Source organism: Streptomyces mobaraensis (assembly GCF_020099395.1).
Taxonomy (GTDB): domain Bacteria; phylum Actinomycetota; class Actinomycetes; order Streptomycetales; family Streptomycetaceae; genus Streptomyces.
On sequence record NZ_CP083590.1, the window covers coordinates 4,772,495 to 4,790,758 of the forward strand.

The window sequence follows — 18,264 nt, forward strand, 5'->3', positions numbered from 1 at the left end:
CGCGAACGGGCGATGCCCCGGCCCTCCCGGGACCGGGGCATCGCGGCACCGCGACGGCTCAGTAGGCGTATCAGTAGTCGTACCCCAGCAGATCGTGGTCGCCCGTCCGCGCCTCGCGTCCCGGGTTGGGCCCAAGCGTGATGATCGGCAGCGAGGGCGGCCCGGTCGGCTCCGGCGGCTGCGTGGGGAACGAGGGGCGTACCGGCCGTGACGGGGGCGCGGTCGTCGTGGGCCTGCGCGGGGGTGCGGAGGTGGGCGGAGGCGGACTGGAGGACGGCGGGGGCGCGGAGGTGGCGGGCGGCTCCGGGGGCGGGCTCTCGGCGCCCTGCTGGATCTCCAGGTCGAAGTCCCGGGCGGGGGTGCCCTCCAGCGCGTCGGCGGTGTACGCGGCCCAGATCTGCGCCGGGTAGCCGCCGCCGTTGATGCGGGGCAGCCCGGTGGCGCCGTACAGCGGCTTCTGCTCGCCGCTCTCGGAGTCCTGGCCCATGACGGCGACGACGGTGGCCAGGTCGGGGGTGTACCCCGCGAACCAGGCGGCCTTGTCCTCCTCCGCGGTGCCCGTCTTTCCGGCCGCCGGCCGCCCGGAGGCGCGCGCGGCGGCGCCCGTCCCGCCCGGGCTCTCGACCACGCTCCGCAGGACGGAGGTGGTGGTGTCGGCGGCCTCCCGGGGGACGGTCTGCTTCCGTTCCTGCCGGTCGGGCAGGTGGAGGCTCTCGCCGCCCTTGGTGGCCTTCTCCACCAGCGTGTACGGGCCGTGCCGCCCGTGGTTGGCGAGGGTGGCGTACGCCTGCGCCATGTCCAGGACGCTGGCGGTGGCCGGGCCGAGCGCGATGGAGGGGGAGGCGGTCAGGTCGGGCGTCTTCTCGGGGACGCCGAGGGAGACGGCGGTCGCCTTCACCTTCGACGGGCCGACGTCCTCGGCCATCTGCGCGTAGACGGCGTTCACCGACAGGTCGGTGGCCTTGGTGACGGTGATCGGGCCGTAGCTGCGGTCGTCCTCGTTGGCGGGGGCGTAGCCGACGGGCCCGTCGGGCCCCTGCACCGGCCGCTTGTTGGTGCCGTCGTACACCGTGTACGGGGTGATGGGCCGGCCCTGCTGTGTGCTGGAGCCGTTCTGCACGGCCGAGGTGAAGACGAACGGCTTGAAGGTGGAGCCGACCTGGTAGTCGCGGCGGGTGGCGTTGTTGACGTACTGCCGGGTGTAGTCGATGCCGCCGTAGAGGGCGACGATCCGGCCCGTGCGCGGGTCGATGGAGGCGCCGCCCGCGCGGACGTAGGAGTCGGTCTTGCGGGAGTCGCTGAGCTCGTCCATCAGCTCGGACTGCACCGCGTCGGCGAACGCCTTCTGCTTCTTGCGGTCGATGGTGGTGGTGATGCGGTAGCCGCCGGCGGCCAGCGTCTGCTCGTCGACGATCTTGTTGCCGGTGAGGTAGTCCTTGACCGCCTCCACGAGGTAGCCGCGCTGGCCGGACATGCCGAGCCGCGGCTTGCTCTTGCCCGGCGCCGGGAACTTCACCGCGGCCCGCTGCTCGCGGGTCAGCCACTTCTTCTTGACCATGCCGTCGAGGACGTAGTTCCAGCGGGCCACGGCCCTAGGCTTGTTCTCGGGGTGGGCGCCGACGTCGTAGGCGCTGGGCGCGTTGAGCAGGGTGGCGAGGTAGGCGCCCTGGGCGACGTCCAGCTTGTCGGAGTCCTTGCCGTAGTACGCCTGGGCGGCGGCCTGGATGCCGTAGGCGTTGCGCCCGAAGTAGCTGGTGTTGAGGTAGCCCTCCAGGATGTCGTCCTTGCCGGACTCGCGGTCCAGCTTGATGGCGATGAAGAACTCCTTCACCTTGCGGCTGATGGTCTGCTCCTGGCCCAGGTAGTAGTTCTTCACGTACTGCTGGGTGATCGTGGAGCCCGACTGCTTGCCCTTGCCGGTGACCGTGTTCCACGCCGCGCGGACCATCGCCTCGGGGTTGACCGCGGACTCCCCGTAGAAGTCGCGGTCCTCGGCGGCGAGCACCGCGTGCTGGACGGCCTTGGGGATGCGGCTGAGCGGGACGCTCTCCCGGTTGACCTCCCCGTCGCGGGCGAGCTGGCTGCCGTCCGCGTAGAGGAAGACGTTGCTCTCCGCGGTCGCCGCCTTGTTGGCGGCCGGGATGTCGACCAGCGTGTACCCGGCGATCAGACCGCCCGCGAGGAGGAGGACGACCAGCAGGAACCCGCCGAGCACCATGCGCCACGTGGGCAACAGCCGTCGCCAGCCGGTGCGCTTGCGGGGGCGGGCGGCGTCGCCTCTCGGCGCCCAGCCCGGCGGGTCGTCACCCCTGGCACGGGTGCGGTGCTGTGACTGCTCGTCGCTCATCTTTCCCGGAACTCCTCGGCCCGCCGCCGGGGTTGCGGCCACGGCGGACGGTGTCGGTCAGGCGGTGCCGCACGACCCGGCAGCGCTGCCGTGCTTCCCGGAAGCACTGTCGCACCACCGGTCCCGGCCGGGGGGATCCAGCGCCCCCGTACGGCGCGGTCAGGTCCGTTCGGCGGCGGGCGACCACTCCGAGGGGTGAATAATCCCTGGCACGGGACTGAGGGGTACGGCTACGCTCCTGCGCTTCGGGTTCGGCCCTGCCGGTCGGCGGACTGACAAGGTTCAACGAGACGAGGGGACGTGGGATGCGGCTGTACGCCGCCGTCGCGGTGAGCGGCTTCCGGCGCCACGCCACGTACCGGATGGCCACCGCGGCCGGGGTGTTCACCAATACGGTCTTCGGATTCATCCTCGCCTACACCTTCATCGCCCTCTGGGACGAGCGCCCGCACCTGGGCGGCTACGACCGGGGGCAGGCCCTCACCTTCGTCTGGGTCGGCCAGGCCCTGCTGGCGGCCGTCTCACTGCTCGGCGGCGGATTCGAGCAGGAGTTGCAGGCGCGCATCCGCAACGGCGACATCGCGATCGACCTCTACCGGCCCGCCGACCTCCAGCTGTGGTGGCTCGCCGCCGACCTGGGCCGGGCCGCCTTCCAGCTGCTGGGCCGCGGAGTGGTGCCCCTGACGGCGGGCGCCCTCTGCTTCGAACTCACGCTCCCCCGGGACCCATTGCGCTGGCTGCTGTTCCTGTGCGCCGTCACCCTGGCCGTCGTCATCGGCTTCGCGCTGCGCTTCCTGCTGGCGCTGTGCGCCTTCTGGCTGCTCGACGGCGACGGCGTCATCATGATCGGCCAACTGCTGTGCGTCTTCTTCTCGGGCTCGCTGCTGCCGCTCACCGTCTTCCCCGGCGCCTTCGCCGACGTGGCCCAGGCCCTGCCGTGGTCGGCCGTCCTCCAGGTGCCGGTGGACGTGCTGATCGGCCGGTACGCCGGGGCGGGCCTGGCGGGCGCGCTCGGCTTCCAGGCCGGCTGGGCCGCGGTGCTGCTGGCCCTCGGCCGGCTGACCCAGGGGCGGGCCACCCGGAAGGCCGTGGTCCAGGGTGGCTGAGCGCATGGCCCTCTGGGCGCACGCCGTCCGCGCGTACCTGCTGATCGCCGGGATGTGGGTGCGCTCGACGATGACGTACCGCGCGTCGTTCGTCCTCATGACGATCGGCAACTGCGTGGCGGGCGGCCTGGACTTCCTCGCCATCCTGCTGATGTTCTCGCACATCGACGCCCTGGGCGGCTTCACCCTCCCCGAGGTCGCGCTGCTCTACGGCGCCACCTGTACCTCCTTCGGCCTCGCCGACCTGATCCTGGGCAACGCGGAACGCGTGGGACAGCGGGTGCGCGACGGCACGTTCGACACCCTGCTGGTGCGCCCGGTGCCCGTCCTCGCCCAGGTGGCCGCCGACCGCTTCGCGCTGCGCCGGCTGGGCCGGACGAGCCAGGGGCTGGCGGTGCTGGGCTGGGGCGTCGCCTCGGCCGACGTGGCGTGGACGCCGCTCAAGGCGCTGTTCCTGCTGGTGACCGTGGTCGCCGGGGCGGCGATCTTCTGCGCCGTGTTCCTGGCCGGCGCGGCGTTCCAGTTCTGGGCGTCCGACGCCTCGGAGGTGGCGAACTCCTTCACGTACGGCGGCGTCACGCTGCTCCAGTACCCGCCGACGGTCTTCGCCCGCGATCTGGTGCGCGGGGTGACGTTCGTCGTCCCGCTCGCCTTCGTCAACTGGCTGCCCGTCCTGCGGCTGCTGGGCCGGGACGACCCGTTGCACCTGCCCGGGTGGGTGTCGCTCTGCGGACCGCTGGTGGCGGTGGCGCTGCTCGCGCTGACGGGACTGGTGTGGCGGGCGGGGCTGAGAAGCTACCGGAGCACAGGGAGTTGAGAGTGAGCGGGCGGGAAGAACACGATGAGGCGTCCGACGAGGCGTTCATCGAACTGGACGGCGTGGAGAAGGTCTTCCACGTCCGCAGGCGCGCCGGCCTGCTGCGCCGCGAACGCCGCGAGGTCCGGGCCGTCGACGGCCTCTCCTTCCGGGTGCCGCGCGGCGAGATCGTCGGCTACATCGGGCCCAACGGCGCCGGCAAGTCCACGACGATCAAGATGCTCACCGGCATCCTGATGCCCAGCGGCGGCCGGCTGCGCGTCGCCGGCATCGACCCGGCCCGCGACCGCACCCGGCTGGCCCGCCGGATCGGCGTCGTCTTCGGGCAGCGCACCACCCTGTGGTGGGACCTGCCGCTGCGCGACTCGTACGGCCTGGTGCGCCGCATGTACCGGATTCCCGACGCCCGTTACCGCGCCAACATGGAACGCTGCGTCGACCTCCTCGACCTGGGCGACCTGCTCGACGTCCCCGTCCGGCAGCTCTCCCTCGGCCAGCGGATGCGCGGCGACATCGCGGCGGCCCTGCTGCACGACCCCGACGTGCTCTACCTGGACGAGCCGACGATCGGCCTCGACGTGGTCAGCAAGGCGAAAGTGCGCGGCTTCCTCCGCGATCTCAACGCGGAGCGCGGCACCACTGTCCTGCTCACCACCCACGACCTGACCGACATCGAGCAGCTGTGCGGCCGGGTGATGGTCATCGACCACGGCCGGCTGGTCTACGACGGCGGACTGGACGGCCTGCACACCGTGGGGGAGAGCGAACGGATGCTCGTCGTCGACCTCGAACGCGAACTGCCGCCGATCGACGACGTGCCCGGCACCCGCGTCGACCGGGTGGAAGGCCCGCGCCAGTGGCTGGCCTTCCCGGCGGCCCGCAGCGCCGCCCCCATCGTGGCGGCCGTGGCCGAGCGCTACCCCTTGGTCGACCTCTCGGTGCGCGAACCGGACATCGAGCAGGTCATCGCCCGGCTCTACGCCGATCGGCCGAGTCTGTGACGCCGTCAGGCCCTACCCTGTGGTCATGACAAGCGAACGTCCTGAGATGCGTGCCTCCGACGCCGAGCGCGAGCGCGTCGCCGAGGCGCTGCGTACGGCCGTCGCCGAGGGGCGGCTGGACATGGAGGAGTTCGGGGACCGCCTGGACGCGGCCTACAAGGCCCGGACCCACGCCGACCTCGCCCCCCTCGTCCGCGACCTGCCGGCCGCCGGGACCGAACTCGCCGTCCCCGCCGCGGCGGCCCCCGCCGCCACCGACGAGAGCTGGGAGGGCCGCATCGGCGGAACCCCCTCCTCCAAGGGCGCCATCGCCGTCATGGGCGGCTTCCGCCGGCACGGCCGCTGGACCGTGCCCCGCGGCTTCACCGCCTTCACCTTCTGGGGCGGCGGCCAGATCGACCTGCGCCAGGCGCACTTCGAGGGCCGCGAGGTGACGATCCGCTGCATCGCCGTGATGGGCGGCATGGAGGTCGTCGTCCCGCCGGACCTGGACGTACAGGTCAACGGCCTGGGCCTGATGGGCGGCTTCGACACGAAGGGCACGGGCGCGGGCTCCCCGGGCTCGCCGCGCGTGCGGATCACGGGGTTCGCGTTCTGGGGCGGGGTGGGTGTGACGCGGAAGGAGCGCAGGGAAAAGCGGGCAAGGATGTCCCTGGAAAAGGGCGAATAGCCGGTCCGGCGTTCGAGGGCAGCGCGCGGAGCGCTCACCCGCCCACCCTCGCCCCCTCCAGCCCGTCCGGCGTTTGAGGACGCGCACCGCAGGTGCGCTCGGGGGGGTGCGGGGGCGCAGCCCCTGCGAGAAACGGGAAGGGGCGGGGCTGGGGAATCCCCTCCGGCCCCCCGGGGCGGCTAAAGCGCCGCATCCACCGGCCGCCCGACAAGCGCACCGAGATCGACAGCCTCGGCCATCCGCTGATACCCCAGATCATTCGGATGCAGCCGATCCCCACTGTCATAAGCGGGCAGCAACCGCTGCGGCGCGGCCGGATCCCGCAACACCCGATCGAAATCCACCACGGAGTCGAACACCCGCCCCGCCCGAATCTCCGCGTTGACGGCCAGCCGCACAGGTTCCTGCCGCGCCGGAACCACCCCCAGATGCCCGCCGAACGGCGTCAGCGTGGACCCGACGACCACCAGCCCCCGCGCGTGGGCCCGCGCCACCAGCCGCCGCAGCCCGTCGACGATGCGCCCGGTGTCGAGCTGCTGCGGCCGCCGCAGGATGTCGTTCACCCCCAGCTCGACGACGACGGCCCGGACGCCCGTCCGCCCGAGCACGTCCCGGTCGAACCGGTCGAGCGCGCTGGGATTGTTGGGCCGCTCCCGGCCGCCGCGGTTGCTGAGCAGGATGCGGTTGCCGCTGATGCCTTCATTGAGCACGCCGTAGCGCGGAGCGCCCGGCTCGGTGCGCAGCCGCGCGGCCAGGAAATCGGTCCAGCGCCGATTGGCACTCATCGTCGAGTTGACGCCGTCGGTGATGGAGTCGCCGATGGCGACGACGGAGCCCGCCGCCTGCGTCCCCCAGACGTCGAGCCCGGTGACGTACCGCCAGTAGGGCGTCCGGACGGTGTACGAGGCACCGCCCGTGTCCTCCGTCCGGTCGCCGCGCGCGAGCCACGAGACCTGCCGGGCGTGCGGATGCAGCGTCACCGGCCCGGACGGCGCGGCCGCGTAGAGGGTGACGAGCAGGTCGGACGAGGGGGCGACGGTGAGCGGCACGGGGTCGCTGACGGCGTCCCCGCCGGCGGGCACGTTCACCGCGCCCCGGCCGTCGAACGACAGCCGTCGCATCGTCCCGGGCACCGCGGCGGCCGTGCCCGGCCCGGCGGAGACGGCGAGCGAGGCGTGGGTGAGGCGCAGCGGCCGGTTGCCGAAGAGGTTGGAGAGGTGGATGCGGGCGCCGGTGCCGCCGACGCTGGTGTGGATCACGTTGCGGATGGTTGTCCCGGGGAGCCCGGCCGGTGCCCGCGGGTCCGCGGCGGCGGGCGCGGCGGCCCAGGATCCGGTCCAGCCGCTCACCGCGGCGGGCGCGGCGTCCGGCCGCCGGCGCTGTGGTTCCCCGCCGCCCGTGGTGCCGCCCGCGGTCCCCAGGAAGATCGCCGTGGAGACCAGGGTGACGACGGCCACCAGCACGGCGAGCAGGGCACCTGCGGCGCCGCGGGACAGAGGGGGCCTGGTCATGCGGGAAGTCTCCTGAACGGCGGGCGGACGGAGCGGGATCCGGGCGGGCCGTCGGGGAAGGCGCCCGTGCGGGTGCCGCCGCGGCCCGGTCGCCGGGTCCATGATCCCACGCGGGTCGCGGGAGCTCCGGGCGGCCGGACCACCGGTGCGGACCGGCCGCGACGTGTCAGACGGTGGGAACTACCGGGCCGTTCCCCGAGTCGAGCGGGTAGAGAGAAAAGAGCTTTCCCGAGTGGGACGGGGAAACTTCCGAGGAAACGCGGACGGGTGATACGGATGAATCGGTCCCAAGAGGACGCGGCGGCGGGCGCCGACGACGGCGGGAAGCCGTCCGAAGGCGCACGGTCCGGTGCGGGGGCGACGGGGGAAGGAGTGGAGAGGGAGACCTCGGAGGCCCCTGAGACGTCTGAGGTCCCAGAGGGGGCCCCAGGGGAGGCCCCCAAGGAGGCGCCTGGAGACACACCCGAGGAGACGTCCCGGAAGACGCCCGAAGAGCGGTCCTCCGAGGGAGTGATGCCCGGAAAGCCCCGGTTCGGAACGGACCGGCCGACGGAGACGTCGCGGGGGGCGGGCGGACCGACAGGCGAGGCCCCGGCTCCAGGCGAGGCCCCTGCCTCGGGCGCGACCCCAACCCCGACCCCGGGCCCACCCCCACCCCCTGCCCCGGGCGCAGCCCCAGCCTCGTCGAGAGGGACGAGGCCACGAGACGGGGCCCCGTTCGCGGGGACACCCGCCCCCACCCCACCCGTCGGCTTCACCTACAGCGAGGCCGACGAGCGCAAGCGCCGCGGCGTCCGCCGCATGAAGGCGTTCGCGACCGGTCTGCTGCTCGGCGTCGCCCTCGTCTACGCCCTCGCCACCTGGGCGAAGTCCTCGGGCGCGGGCCCCTGGGCGGGCTATGTGGCCGCCGCGGCGGAGGCGGGCATGGTGGGCGCGCTCGCCGACTGGTTCGCCGTCACCGCCCTGTTCCGCCGCCCGCTGGGTCTGCCGATCCCGCACACCGCGATCATCCCGACCAAGAAGGACCAGCTGGGACAGAGTCTCGGCGAGTTCGTCGGCGAGAACTTCCTCTCGGGGGACGTCGTCCGCCGCCGGCTGCGCGCCGTCGGCATCGGTTCCCGCCTCGCCGCCTGGCTCGCCGCCCCCGAACACGCCGACCGGGTGACCGCCGAACTGTCCACCGCCCTGCGCGGCGCCCTGCGCGTTCTCCGCGACGCGGACGTGCAGGCGGTGGTCGGCGAGGCCGTCACCCGGCGGGCGGACGCCCAGGAGATCGCCCCGGGCGTCGGCCGGATGCTGGAGCGGATCATCGCCGACGGCGGCCATCACAAGGCCGTCGACCTGGTCTGCGCCCGCGCTCACGACTGGCTGGTCGCGCACGGGGACTCGGTGATGCACGCCGTCGCCGGCGGCGCGCCCGGCTGGACGCCGCGCTTCGTCGACCGCAAGGTCGGCGAGCGGGTCTACAAGGAGCTGCTGCGCTTCGTCACCGAGATGCGCGACATGCCCGAGCACCCGGCGCGCGGCGCGGTCGACCGCTTCCTCGCCGACTTCGCGCACGACCTCCAGTCCGACCCGGACACCCGGGCGCGGGTGGAGCGGCTGAAGTCGGAGATCCTGGGCCGCAGCGAGGTGCAGGACCTGATCGCGTCGGCCTGGAGCTCCGTCCGGGCGATGGTGGTGGCCGCCGCCGAGGACGAACGCAGCGAACTGCGGCTCCGCACCCGCACGGCGATCCTCTCCCTGGGCGCCCGGATGACCGCCGACGAACGGCTGCGCGCCAAGGTCGACGGCTGGCTGGAGGACGCGGCCGTGTACGTGGTGACGACGTACCGGGACGAGATCACGTCGTTGATCACGGAGACCGTGGCGGGCTGGGACGCGGAGCAGACGTCCCGCAAGATCGAGGCGCACATCGGGCGGGACCTGCAGTTCATCCGCATCAACGGCACGGTGGTGGGCGCGCTGGCGGGGCTGCTCATCTACGCGGCGTCGCGGCTGCTGGGGGCGTGAGGCCCGGGTGCGGAGCCCTTCCTGCCCTCAGGCCCGCACTTCCGCCTCCCAGTCGACGCGGAACCGGTGCAGATGCCCGAACATCTGCTCGGGGTCGGGGAGGGTGAAGGAGCCGGCGCCGGGGCTGCCGCCGGTGCCGGCCTTGGCCCGGTTCGTCGTGGCGGCGGCCCGGCCGACGGCCTCCACCCGGGGCCGGCGCAGCCGCTCGTAGGCGGCGAACGCGTCGGGCACGGGCAGGTCCCGCAGGCAGCGGGCGAGTTCGAGGGCGCTCTCGATGGCGAGGGAGGCGCCCTGCCCGGAGCTGGAGGACGGCGCGTGGACGGCGTCACCGACCAGCACCATCGGGCCGCGGTGCCAGTGCGGCACGGACGGCATGCGCTCCATCGGACCGGTGGCCATCAGGTCCTCCGGCCGCGTCCGGGAGATCAGTGCCTCGCCGGGCACGTGCCCCGCGTACAGCGCGCGCAGCCGGGCCAGCCAGTCGGCGGCGGGGACGCGGGCGACCTCGGCGGTGGTGAGGGGCTCGGTGCGGGGGAGCGCGGCAAACCAGCACACGCGCCCGTCGGGCAGCCGCCAGTGCCCCAGGAAGACCCGTCCGAAGCCGAAGTGCATCACGCCCGGCTCGACGGGGGCGTTCGGTTCCTCGTCGACGACGCCGCCGAAGCCCAGCACCCCGCCGTACTCGGGCCCGGGCGCGCCCGGGTCGATGAGCGAGCGGACGGTGGACCGGATGCCGTCGGCGCCGATCAGCACGTCGGCCTCGGCGGTGCCGCCGTCCGCGAAGAAGGCGGTGACGCCGCGCGGCGTCCGCTCGGCGCCGACGAGCCGGCTGCCGTGGACGACGGGGACGCCGCGGGCCACCGCGTGGTCGGACAGCGCCCGGAACAGGTCCGCGCGGCGCATCGCCAGGGTGGGCGGCAGCCCGGCGAAACCGTCGAAGCGGGACAGCCGGCCGCCCCGGCCGTCTTCCAGCGCGACGGAGGGCACCGGGTGCCCGACCGCCTCGACGGCCCGGTGCGCTCCGATGGTCCGCAGTGCCTCCAGCCCGTTGGGAGCGATCGTCAACGTCGCCCCGATGCCGTCGGCGGGCGCCGGGCGGGCCTCGTGGACGGTGGCCCGTATACCGGCCTCGGCCAGGGCCAGGGCCGTCACGGGCCCGGCGATGCCGCCGCCGATGACCAGGGCGGTGCGCGCCTTGTGCATGTGCTTCTCCTCGCTGGTGATCGCTGCCTAGTCGATAGTTGCAGTGAAACTAGTGTTAGGTCAACTAGTCACCGAGGTGGAGATACGATCCCTTCATGACGACCCCCGTCCGCGACTCCCCGCTCGCCCTGACCGTGCTGGCGCTGCTGCACCAGCAGCCGCTGCACCCGTACGGGATCCAGCGGCTCCTGAAGCAGTGGGGGAAGGACAAAGTCGTCAACGTCAGCCAGCGCGCGAGCCTCTACCGGACGATCGAACGCCTCTGCCAGGCGGGCCTGATCACCGTTCAGGAGACCGGCCGCGACCAGGCGTACCCCGAACGCACCGTCTACGCCCTCTCCGACGAGGGCCGCCGGGTCGCACGGGAATGGCTGGACGAGATGCTGGCCGTCCCCCGACAGGAGTTCCCCCGCTTCCCGGCGGCGCTCTCCAACCTGATGATGGCGGCCCCGGACGAGGCCGCGGCGGCGCTCAGACGACGGGCGGACACGCTGACCCGCACCCTCAAGGAACTGGACGCCGAACTGGCCGACCAGACCGACGCCTTCCCCCGGGTCACGGCCCTGGAGACCGAGTACCTGCGCGCGGTGACGGAGGCGGAGGAGCGGTGGATCCGCTCCATCCTGAACGACCTCCGGACAGGCCACCTGACCTGGACACCGGCCGCCGACCCGCCCGATCCCGGCCCGTCGGACGCTTGAGGGCGCCGGCTCCTCAACTGTCCGGCGCGTGAGCACAGCGCACCCGGCACTGACCCACCCGCCCTTGCCGCTCACCCACTCAGCGCGTCCTTGGTGTGAGAACGGCGCACCCGGCACTGACCCACCCACCCTCGCCGCGCACCCACCCAGCCCGTCCGGCGTTTGAGGACAGCGCGCGCAGCGTGCTGCGGGGGTGCGGGGGCTTGCCCCCGCAAGAAACGGTGAAAGGGCGGGACCGGGGCACCCCAAAAACCACCACGCGACCGCAACGCCCTCCCGGGCCGACGGCCGCCGCCCCGAGCGCCCAAGGTCAGCCTTCTGCCGCCCGGGCGTACCGCCCCCGCCGGGCGGGGCGACCCCGCCGGGCGGGGCGAACCCACCGGGCGGGGCGAACCCACCGCCCGGGGCGAACCCACCGCCCGGGGTGAACCCGCCGTGCGGGGCGAACCCACCGCCCAAGCAAGACCACCTAGGGTCAACGCCGTGTTGAAGAAACGTCCCACCCTCCTCTGGCTCCTAGCCCCCTACGCGCTCTACCTGGCCACCCTCCCCCTGACCAACCGCGTCCACCCCACCCTCCTCGGCCTCCCCTTCCTCTTCTTCTGGCTGCTCCTGGCAACCCTCCTCACCCCAGTCGCCGTCTGGCTGGCCTGGCGCGGCGACCGCAAGCGAGGCCGAGTGTGAACGCCGCCAACGCCACAACCGCCGCCACCGTCACCGCGGCCAACGCCACCAACGCCACCACCGCGACAACCGTCTTCGGCATCTTCATGGTCCTCACGGTCGCCCTGGGCCTCCTGGCCGTCCGGGGCAGGGGCAAAGGCGGCGGCATCGCCGAGTGGTCGGTCGGCGGCCGCAGTCTCGGCACGGTGATGATCTGGGTGCTGATGGCCGGCGAGGGCTACACCAGCTTCAGCTACCTGGGTGCCGCCGGCTGGGGCTACAACTTCGGCTCGCCCGTCCTCTACGTCATCGCCTACCTGTCCTGTGGGTACGCGATCGGCTACGTCGTCGGCCCGACCCTCTGGTCGTACGCCCGCCGGCACGGCCTCGTCTCGATCACCGACATGGTCGCCCACCGCTACGGCCGCCCCTGGCTCGGCGCCTTGGTCGCGGTGCTGGCGACCGTCTGCCTCCTGCCCTACATCCAGCTCCAGATCACGGGCATGGGCGTCGTCGTCTCGACCATCTCCTATGGCGCCATCAGCCTGAACTGGGCCTATTTCATCGCCTTCGCCGTCACGACCGCCTTCGTCGTGGTCAGCGGACTGCGCGGCAGCGCATGGGTCTCGGTGCTGAAGGACGTCCTCGTCATCGGTACCCTCGCCTTCCTCGCGATCTACGTCCCGATGCACCACTTCGACGGCTACGGTCCGTTCCTCGACCGGCTGGTGGCCGAGAAACCGCAGTGGCTCACCCTCAGCGGACACGGGGGCAGCGGACTCGGCGCGACCTGGTTCGCGACCACCAGCTTCCTCAACTCCCTCACCGTCGTCATCTTCCCCACCACGGTGGCCGGTTACCTGGGCGCGCGGAGCGCCGACGCCCTGCGGCGCAACGCCGTTCTGCTGCCGTTCTACAACGTGCTGCTCTTCGTCCCCATGCTGCTGGGCATGGCCGCGATCTTCGTCGTGCCCGGACTGACCGGGGCGGGCTCCAACCTGGCCCTGTTCAAGCTGGTCGTCGACTCGCTGCCGGCCTGGCTGGTCGGGGTGATCGGGGTGGCGGCGGCCCTGTCGTCGATCGTGCCGATGGCGGTGTTCATGCTGGTCATCGGGACGATGTGGGGTCGGAGCGTCCTGGGCACGGTGCCCGCCCTCGTGGACCGGCCGCGACGGCAGCGGTTCGCGGCGCAGACCGTGGTGGTCGTGGCGGGGGCGGCGGCGCTGATCCTGACGTACGCCGCGCCCAACACGCTCGTCAGGCTCTCGCTGATCTCCTACGAGGGCATGGCCCAGCTCGTCCCCATGATCCTGCTGGGTCTGGTGTGGCGGAGGATGACGCTGTGGGGTGCGCTGAGCGGACTGGCCGTGGGCGGCGCCCTGGTCTGCGCGCTCGTCTTCACCGAACACGACCCGGTGGGCGGGGTGAACGCGGGGGCGCTGGCGCTCGGCGTGAACCTCGTCGTGGCGCTCGCGGTCTCGTGGCTGGGACCGAAGCCGGCGGACGACCGGCCGGACGCCGAGGTACTGGCCTCGGACCCGGGACCCGAGGAGTCCGGGCCGGCCGGGGCGGCCGGGACCGGACGAGTGCCTGTGGCGGACGGGCCTGAGGGGAGCGCGAACGGAACCTGACGGGGGCTTGGCCGGGGGCCCGAACGGCTCTGAACAGGGCGGACGGTCCCGGCGGCGCCGTTGTCAGTGGGGCCGTCTACTATCGGAACGACTGGAGGACCGACCGGGACCAGGGATCGGTCCAGGGACCGGACCAGGGGGGGAGCACGATGAAGCGCGTCATCCGCACACACATCGCCATGTTCCTCATCCTGTGCGCGGAACTCCTGCTCGCGCAGTGCGGACTGCTGAGCATCCTGATGAGCGCGGTCGCCGTCGCCTCGACGACCGCCGTCGCGGCGGCCCTGACGGTACGCGCCGTCCTCGTGGCGGCGGCCGTCCGCACGGGCCCGCTGACCCCGACCCGAATACGCACCGCGATCCGGGACAGGGAACTGCGCACAGCCTTCCTCGCCCAACGCGACCCCGACGCCAGGGGCCGCCGGCGCCCGAGGGCGCCCGGACGTCTCGTCCTGACGGCCGCGTAGCCGCTCCCCGCCGCTCCGGCGCGGGGCCTCACCGCCCCCTGCCGCGTGTGCGCACCGCCTCCGAAACGGCAGCGGTGCGCCACGGGCGACACATGACGCGCCTTCCCAGCCGAGCCGCTTGACGGCTCCTAGGGCGGCCCGTTCCCCGCCGAGCACCGCACGTCGACACCGGCCCCCTCACCCGCCAGGGGGCAGGCCGACGGCGAGGAGCAGCGCGGCTCGTCACGCCGAATCCGGCGGACCGGTGACTGTGTCGGCTACGACGTCGATGACGACGCAGGGACGACACCACCGGCCCGCCGTACCGAACTCCGGCACGACGAGACCCCCGTGGAGGGCTCCACCATGTCCTTTTTCGCGCCCCTGGGTGCACTCCTGTCCCATGTCGCCGACGCGCTCGAACCCGCCTTCGGGGCCTCGGCGACAGCCGTCACCATCGTCCTGCTCACCCTGGGCGTACGGTTCTGCCTCCACCCCCTGTCCCGCTCCGCCGCCCGCGGCGAACGGGCCAAGGCGGCCCTGGCCCCGCGGCTGGCGGAGCTGAAGCGCAAGCACGGCAAGGATCCGGAGCGGCTGCGGCACGCGACGGCCGAGCTGTACGCGGAGACCGGTGTGTCCCCGCTGGCGGGCTGTCTGCCCATGCTCGTCCAACTGCCCGTCTTCTACGTCATGTACCACCTGTTCTCGACCGGATCCGGAGGTGACCTCCTCGACCACACCCTGTTCGGCGCCCCGCTCGGCGGCCGGTGGACGAACGCCCTCGCCGACGGCGGCCCGCTGGGCTCGCACGGCCTCGTCTACCTGGTCCTGTTCGCGGTGGTGGCCGCAGCCGCCACCTGGACGTTCCGGCGTGCCCGCCGGACGGCCGCCGCGACGCCGCTCCCCGCCACCACCGACAACTCCGTGCCGGGCGCGGAGGCGGTCGCCCTGGCGGCGCGGATCTCACCGTTCCTGCCCTTCGCCACCCTGATCACCGTGGCGGTCGTACCGCTCGCCGCGGCCCTGTACGTGGTGACGACGACGCTGTGGACGGCGGCGGAACGGGCGTACCTCCACCGGGGCGGGACCGGTCTGACGACCGGCCCGACGACCGGTCCGGAGGCTGACGGAGCCGCACCGGCTCCCCGCCGCCGCCGTCCCACGACCGGGTGAACGGCGGGCGGCGACGGCCGTCCGACGGCCGGTCGTCGCCGTCCACAGGCCGAAACGCCACTTGCCGACCGTCCCCAGGATCTTGGACGATCGACCGGTCGTGTATGACGCACCGAGCGCAGTGGGCGCACCGAGCACACCGAGCGCGTCGATCGCGCCCAGCGCACCGAGCCCGCGCATCACGCACCGAGTTCGCCGAGGCACCGGAGGGTTGGACCGATGAAGCTGCTCCGGGTCGGCCCGGCGGGGGCGGAGCGCCCCGCGCTGCTGGACGAGGAGGGCACGCTGCGCGACCTCTCCGCGCTCGTCCCGGACGTGGACGGCGCGCTGCTTGGCGACCGCCCGCTGCTCGCCCACATCCGGGCGGCCGTCGGCGCGCGCGTGCTCGCGGCCCTGGACCCGGTGGGCCTGCGGATCGGCCCGCCGGTGGCCCGGATCGGCAAGATCGTCTGCGTGGGGCTCAACTACCGCGCCCACGTAGCGGAGATCGGCGCTCGCACGCCCGCCGAGCCCGTCCTCTTCCTCAAGGCCCCGGACACCGTCGTCGGTCCGGACGACCCCGTGCTCGTCCCGCCCGGCAGTCTCAAGACCGACTGGGAGGCCGAACTCGCCGTCGTCATCGGCCGCACGGCCCGCCGGCTGACCACGGACGAGGAGGCGCTGGCCGCCGTCGCCGGCTACACCATCAGCAACGACGTGTCCGAACGCGCCTACCAGCTCGAACGCGGCGGCCAGTGGGACAAGGGCAAGAACTGCGAGACGTTCAACCCGCTGGGCCCCTGGCTCGTCACCGCCGACGAGGTGCCCGACCCCCAGGAACTGACGATCCACGCCTGGGTCAACGGCGCGCTGATGCAGGAGGGGAGCACGGCGGACCAGATCTTCCCGGTGGCTCATCTCGTGCGCTATATCAGTCAGTTCATGACGCTCTACCCTGGTGACGTCATCAACACCGGCACCCCGGCGGGCGTCGCCCTGGGCCGGCCCGAGCCCAAGCCGTACCTCCGCTCCGGAGACGTCGTCGAACTCGCGATCGACGGTCTGGGGCGGCAGCGGCAGCACCTCAAGGGCGGGTAGGCGCGGAGGCATCCGGGGCGGCGGGGCGGGGTGCGTTCGGGGGAACGGGCGCGTGTGCTGCCCGAGGGGGTCGGTCGTGGTGTGCTTATTTTCGGATATGCGGCACAGTCTTCGCCGGGCCCGCCTCCGGGTCCGTCCCACCGCCCGGGCCACGGTCGCCGCGACGGCGACGGTCATGGCGACGACGATCAGCGGCGCCCTGCTGCTCTGCGCCTTCACCGCCCCCGGCACCACCGACCCCGACCCCGACGCCGCGGCCCGCTGCGCGGCGGGCGCCCCGGGCGCCTGCGTCGGCGGCGCCCCCCTTACCGGCGCCGACCGGCTCGAAACGGAGGCGGGCCAGGACGACGGGCAGGACGCCCCGCCCTGGCCCCTCGGCTCCGCGGCCCCCACCGCCCTCCCCACCGACCCCGCCCTCCGCGCCCGACTCCCCATCACCGTCGCCCCCTTGTCCGCCGCCCGCCCCGCCGCCGACGGCCGGGAACAGGGCCACCACGGGCCGCCGATGAGCGGCGACATGGCCCTCGGCGGCTCTCTGGTCCTCCTGGGCTCGGGCCTGGCCCTGGCCGTCCTCTACCGCTCACGGGCAGAGGACGACATGTGACCCACGCCACTTCGTGACCCGTCACGTCCGCACCCCGCCGTCCGTCCAGACTCCAGACCGGCCCCGCAGCCGGCCGGCCCGGTCAGGAGAGAGGACGAGACATGGAAACCGTGACGGTACGACGCGTCATCGCGGCCCCGATCGCCGACGTCTTCGAGTGGTGCGCCACGACCACCAACTACACCCGCTCCCCGTTCGTCCTCAAGGCCCGTCTGGCCCGTCCCGGCGCGGACGCGCCGTACGGGGTGGGCGCCGTCCGGCTGCACACCTGGCTGATCGGCTGGTTCCGCGAACGCGTCACGGCCTACAACCCGCCCTACGACTTCACCTACGACGTCGACCGAAGCTACCCGCCGGCCCGCCACGAGCTGGGCCGCATGACGTTCGCCGAAGTCCCGGAAGGCACGCTCGTCACCTGGACGACGACCTTCGGCCTCCCCATCCCGGGCGGCGCCCGCCTCGCCCGCCACTTCGCCAAGCCCGTCATCACCCGCGTCTTCGCCGACATCCTGACCGCCGCCGAGAGGTCCCTCACCACGACGACGGCCCGGACCTGACAAACCCCAAGCGATTCCGGCCCACGACCGACCCGGAACGTCCCGGAACGCACGTCCGTCCCACCAGCACCCCACGGCGCCCATGAGAAGATCCGTGCCCTGCCCGCCGGTTCCGACCCGTGGAGAACGACGATGTACGCGATACCCCTCGACGACAACGGCGGCGAGCTGGGCCCCCTGGAACCCTGGCACGCCGAGGAGTTCCTGGCCTGCGTCGTCCGGAGCGGGGACTTCGTCGGGCGGTTCCTCCCCGTCCCGCACAAGATCACCGACCTGGAGTCGAGCCGCGCGTACCTCCGCTCGTACATGGAGAAGGCCGCCACCGACACCGGCCGGCTGTACGGCATCAGGCTGGACGGCACGCTGGTCGGCGTCGTCCTGTTCCGCGTCATGGACGTCGAACAGGGCACGGCGGAGGTCGGCTGCTGGCTCGAACCGGCCGCCGCCGGCAAGGGCCTGGTCACCCGGGCCGCGCGGCACATCATCGACTGGGCCGTCGAGGAGCGGGGCATCCACCGCATCGAGTGGCGCGCCGCGACCCACAACGAGCCCAGCATCGCCGTCGCCCGCCGCCTCGGCATGACGAAGGAGGGCGTCCTGCGGGAGCACTTCCTCCACGCGGGCGAGCGGCACGACTTCGAGATCTGGTCGGTCCTCGCCCCGGAGTGGCGAGCGGCGAAGAAGTGACGGCCGGATAGCACAGGTGTCCTCGTCGGCCACCGGGATGTGAGGGGCGAATCAACG

General features: G+C 73.1%; 17 protein-coding genes. 14 read left to right on the forward strand and 3 right to left on the reverse strand.

Annotation, left to right across the window (positions count from 1 at the left end; genetic code table 11):
* Positions 1–70: 70 nt before the first annotated feature.
* Complete coding sequence (locus tag K7I03_RS20830; protein WP_185944247.1) at positions 71–2,347, reverse strand: transglycosylase domain-containing protein; 2,277 nt, start codon at positions 2,345–2,347, stop codon at positions 71–73.
* A gap of 305 nt (positions 2,348–2,652) precedes the next feature.
* On the opposite strand from K7I03_RS20830, the gene K7I03_RS20835 reads away from it, so the two are divergent.
* Genes K7I03_RS20835 through K7I03_RS20850 form a run of 4 tightly spaced genes read left to right on the forward strand, consistent with a single transcriptional unit; the run spans position 2,653 to position 5,941 of the window.
* Complete coding sequence (locus K7I03_RS20835; protein ID WP_185944248.1) at positions 2,653–3,453, forward strand: ABC transporter permease; 801 nt, start codon at positions 2,653–2,655, stop codon at positions 3,451–3,453.
* Positions 3,454–3,457: 4 nt separating this feature from the next.
* Positions 3,458–4,270, forward strand: coding sequence for an ABC transporter permease (locus tag K7I03_RS20840; protein ID WP_185944249.1), 813 nt, complete (start codon positions 3,458–3,460; stop codon positions 4,268–4,270).
* A 2-nt stretch (positions 4,271–4,272) separates the two neighbouring features.
* Positions 4,273–5,271 (forward strand): ABC transporter ATP-binding protein, encoded by a 999-nt coding sequence (locus K7I03_RS20845; RefSeq protein ID WP_224347135.1) that lies wholly within the window; start codon positions 4,273–4,275, stop codon positions 5,269–5,271.
* Between the two features lie 25 nt (positions 5,272–5,296).
* Positions 5,297–5,941, forward strand: coding sequence for a DUF1707 SHOCT-like domain-containing protein (locus tag K7I03_RS20850; RefSeq protein ID WP_185944251.1), 645 nt, complete (start codon positions 5,297–5,299; stop codon positions 5,939–5,941).
* Positions 5,942–6,120: 179 nt separating this feature from the next.
* Here K7I03_RS20850 and K7I03_RS20855 read toward each other — a convergent pair whose 3' ends face one another.
* Positions 6,121–7,452: an SGNH/GDSL hydrolase family protein gene (locus tag K7I03_RS20855; protein ID WP_185944252.1), complete on the reverse strand. Its 1,332-nt coding sequence runs from the start codon at positions 7,450–7,452 to the stop codon at positions 6,121–6,123.
* Positions 7,453–7,965: 513 nt separating this feature from the next.
* Between K7I03_RS20855 and K7I03_RS20860 the strand changes: the two genes are divergently transcribed.
* Positions 7,966–9,465 (forward strand): DUF445 domain-containing protein, encoded by a 1,500-nt coding sequence (locus tag K7I03_RS20860; protein WP_398857621.1) that lies wholly within the window; start codon positions 7,966–7,968, stop codon positions 9,463–9,465.
* Positions 9,466–9,492: 27 nt separating this feature from the next.
* Here the strand turns inward: K7I03_RS20860 and K7I03_RS20865 are convergent, their stop codons facing one another.
* Positions 9,493–10,668 carry an FAD-dependent oxidoreductase gene (locus K7I03_RS20865; protein ID WP_185944253.1) on the reverse strand — a complete coding sequence of 392 codons (1,176 nt, stop codon included), beginning with the start codon at positions 10,666–10,668 and terminating at the stop codon, positions 9,493–9,495.
* Positions 10,669–10,763: 95 nt separating this feature from the next.
* On the opposite strand from K7I03_RS20865, the gene K7I03_RS20870 reads away from it, so the two are divergent.
* The 9 genes from K7I03_RS20870 to K7I03_RS20910 all read left to right on the forward strand — a co-directional run bounded on the left by K7I03_RS20870 (position 10,764) and on the right by K7I03_RS20910 (position 18,207).
* Positions 10,764–11,369, forward strand: coding sequence for a PadR family transcriptional regulator (locus K7I03_RS20870; RefSeq protein WP_185944254.1), 606 nt, complete (start codon positions 10,764–10,766; stop codon positions 11,367–11,369).
* A 483-nt stretch (positions 11,370–11,852) separates the two neighbouring features.
* Positions 11,853–12,053 carry a DUF3311 domain-containing protein gene (locus K7I03_RS20875; RefSeq protein ID WP_185944255.1) on the forward strand — a complete coding sequence of 67 codons (201 nt, stop codon included), beginning with the start codon at positions 11,853–11,855 and terminating at the stop codon, positions 12,051–12,053.
* 86 nt (positions 12,054–12,139) lie between these two features.
* On the forward strand, positions 12,140–13,663 hold the full coding sequence (locus K7I03_RS20880) for a sodium:solute symporter family protein (protein ID WP_185944293.1): 1,524 nt from the start codon (positions 12,140–12,142) through the stop codon (positions 13,661–13,663).
* A 149-nt stretch (positions 13,664–13,812) separates the two neighbouring features.
* Positions 13,813–14,130 carry a DUF6412 domain-containing protein gene (locus tag K7I03_RS20885; protein ID WP_185944256.1) on the forward strand — a complete coding sequence of 106 codons (318 nt, stop codon included), beginning with the start codon at positions 13,813–13,815 and terminating at the stop codon, positions 14,128–14,130.
* A 345-nt stretch (positions 14,131–14,475) separates the two neighbouring features.
* Entirely contained in the window at positions 14,476–15,282 is an 807-nt protein-coding gene (locus K7I03_RS20890) for a YidC/Oxa1 family membrane protein insertase (RefSeq protein ID WP_185944257.1), read from the forward strand.
* Positions 15,283–15,501: 219 nt separating this feature from the next.
* Positions 15,502–16,359 (forward strand): fumarylacetoacetate hydrolase family protein, encoded by an 858-nt coding sequence (locus K7I03_RS20895; protein ID WP_185944258.1) that lies wholly within the window; start codon positions 15,502–15,504, stop codon positions 16,357–16,359.
* Positions 16,360–16,456: 97 nt separating this feature from the next.
* Positions 16,457–16,963: a hypothetical protein gene (locus tag K7I03_RS20900; RefSeq protein WP_185944259.1), complete on the forward strand. Its 507-nt coding sequence runs from the start codon at positions 16,457–16,459 to the stop codon at positions 16,961–16,963.
* A 101-nt stretch (positions 16,964–17,064) separates the two neighbouring features.
* Positions 17,065–17,520, forward strand: a complete 456-nt coding sequence (locus K7I03_RS20905; RefSeq protein ID WP_185944260.1) for an SRPBCC family protein — start codon at positions 17,065–17,067, stop codon at positions 17,518–17,520.
* A 132-nt stretch (positions 17,521–17,652) separates the two neighbouring features.
* Positions 17,653–18,207 (forward strand): GNAT family N-acetyltransferase, encoded by a 555-nt coding sequence (locus tag K7I03_RS20910; protein WP_185944261.1) that lies wholly within the window; start codon positions 17,653–17,655, stop codon positions 18,205–18,207.
* The last annotated feature ends 57 nt before the right edge of the window (positions 18,208–18,264 follow it).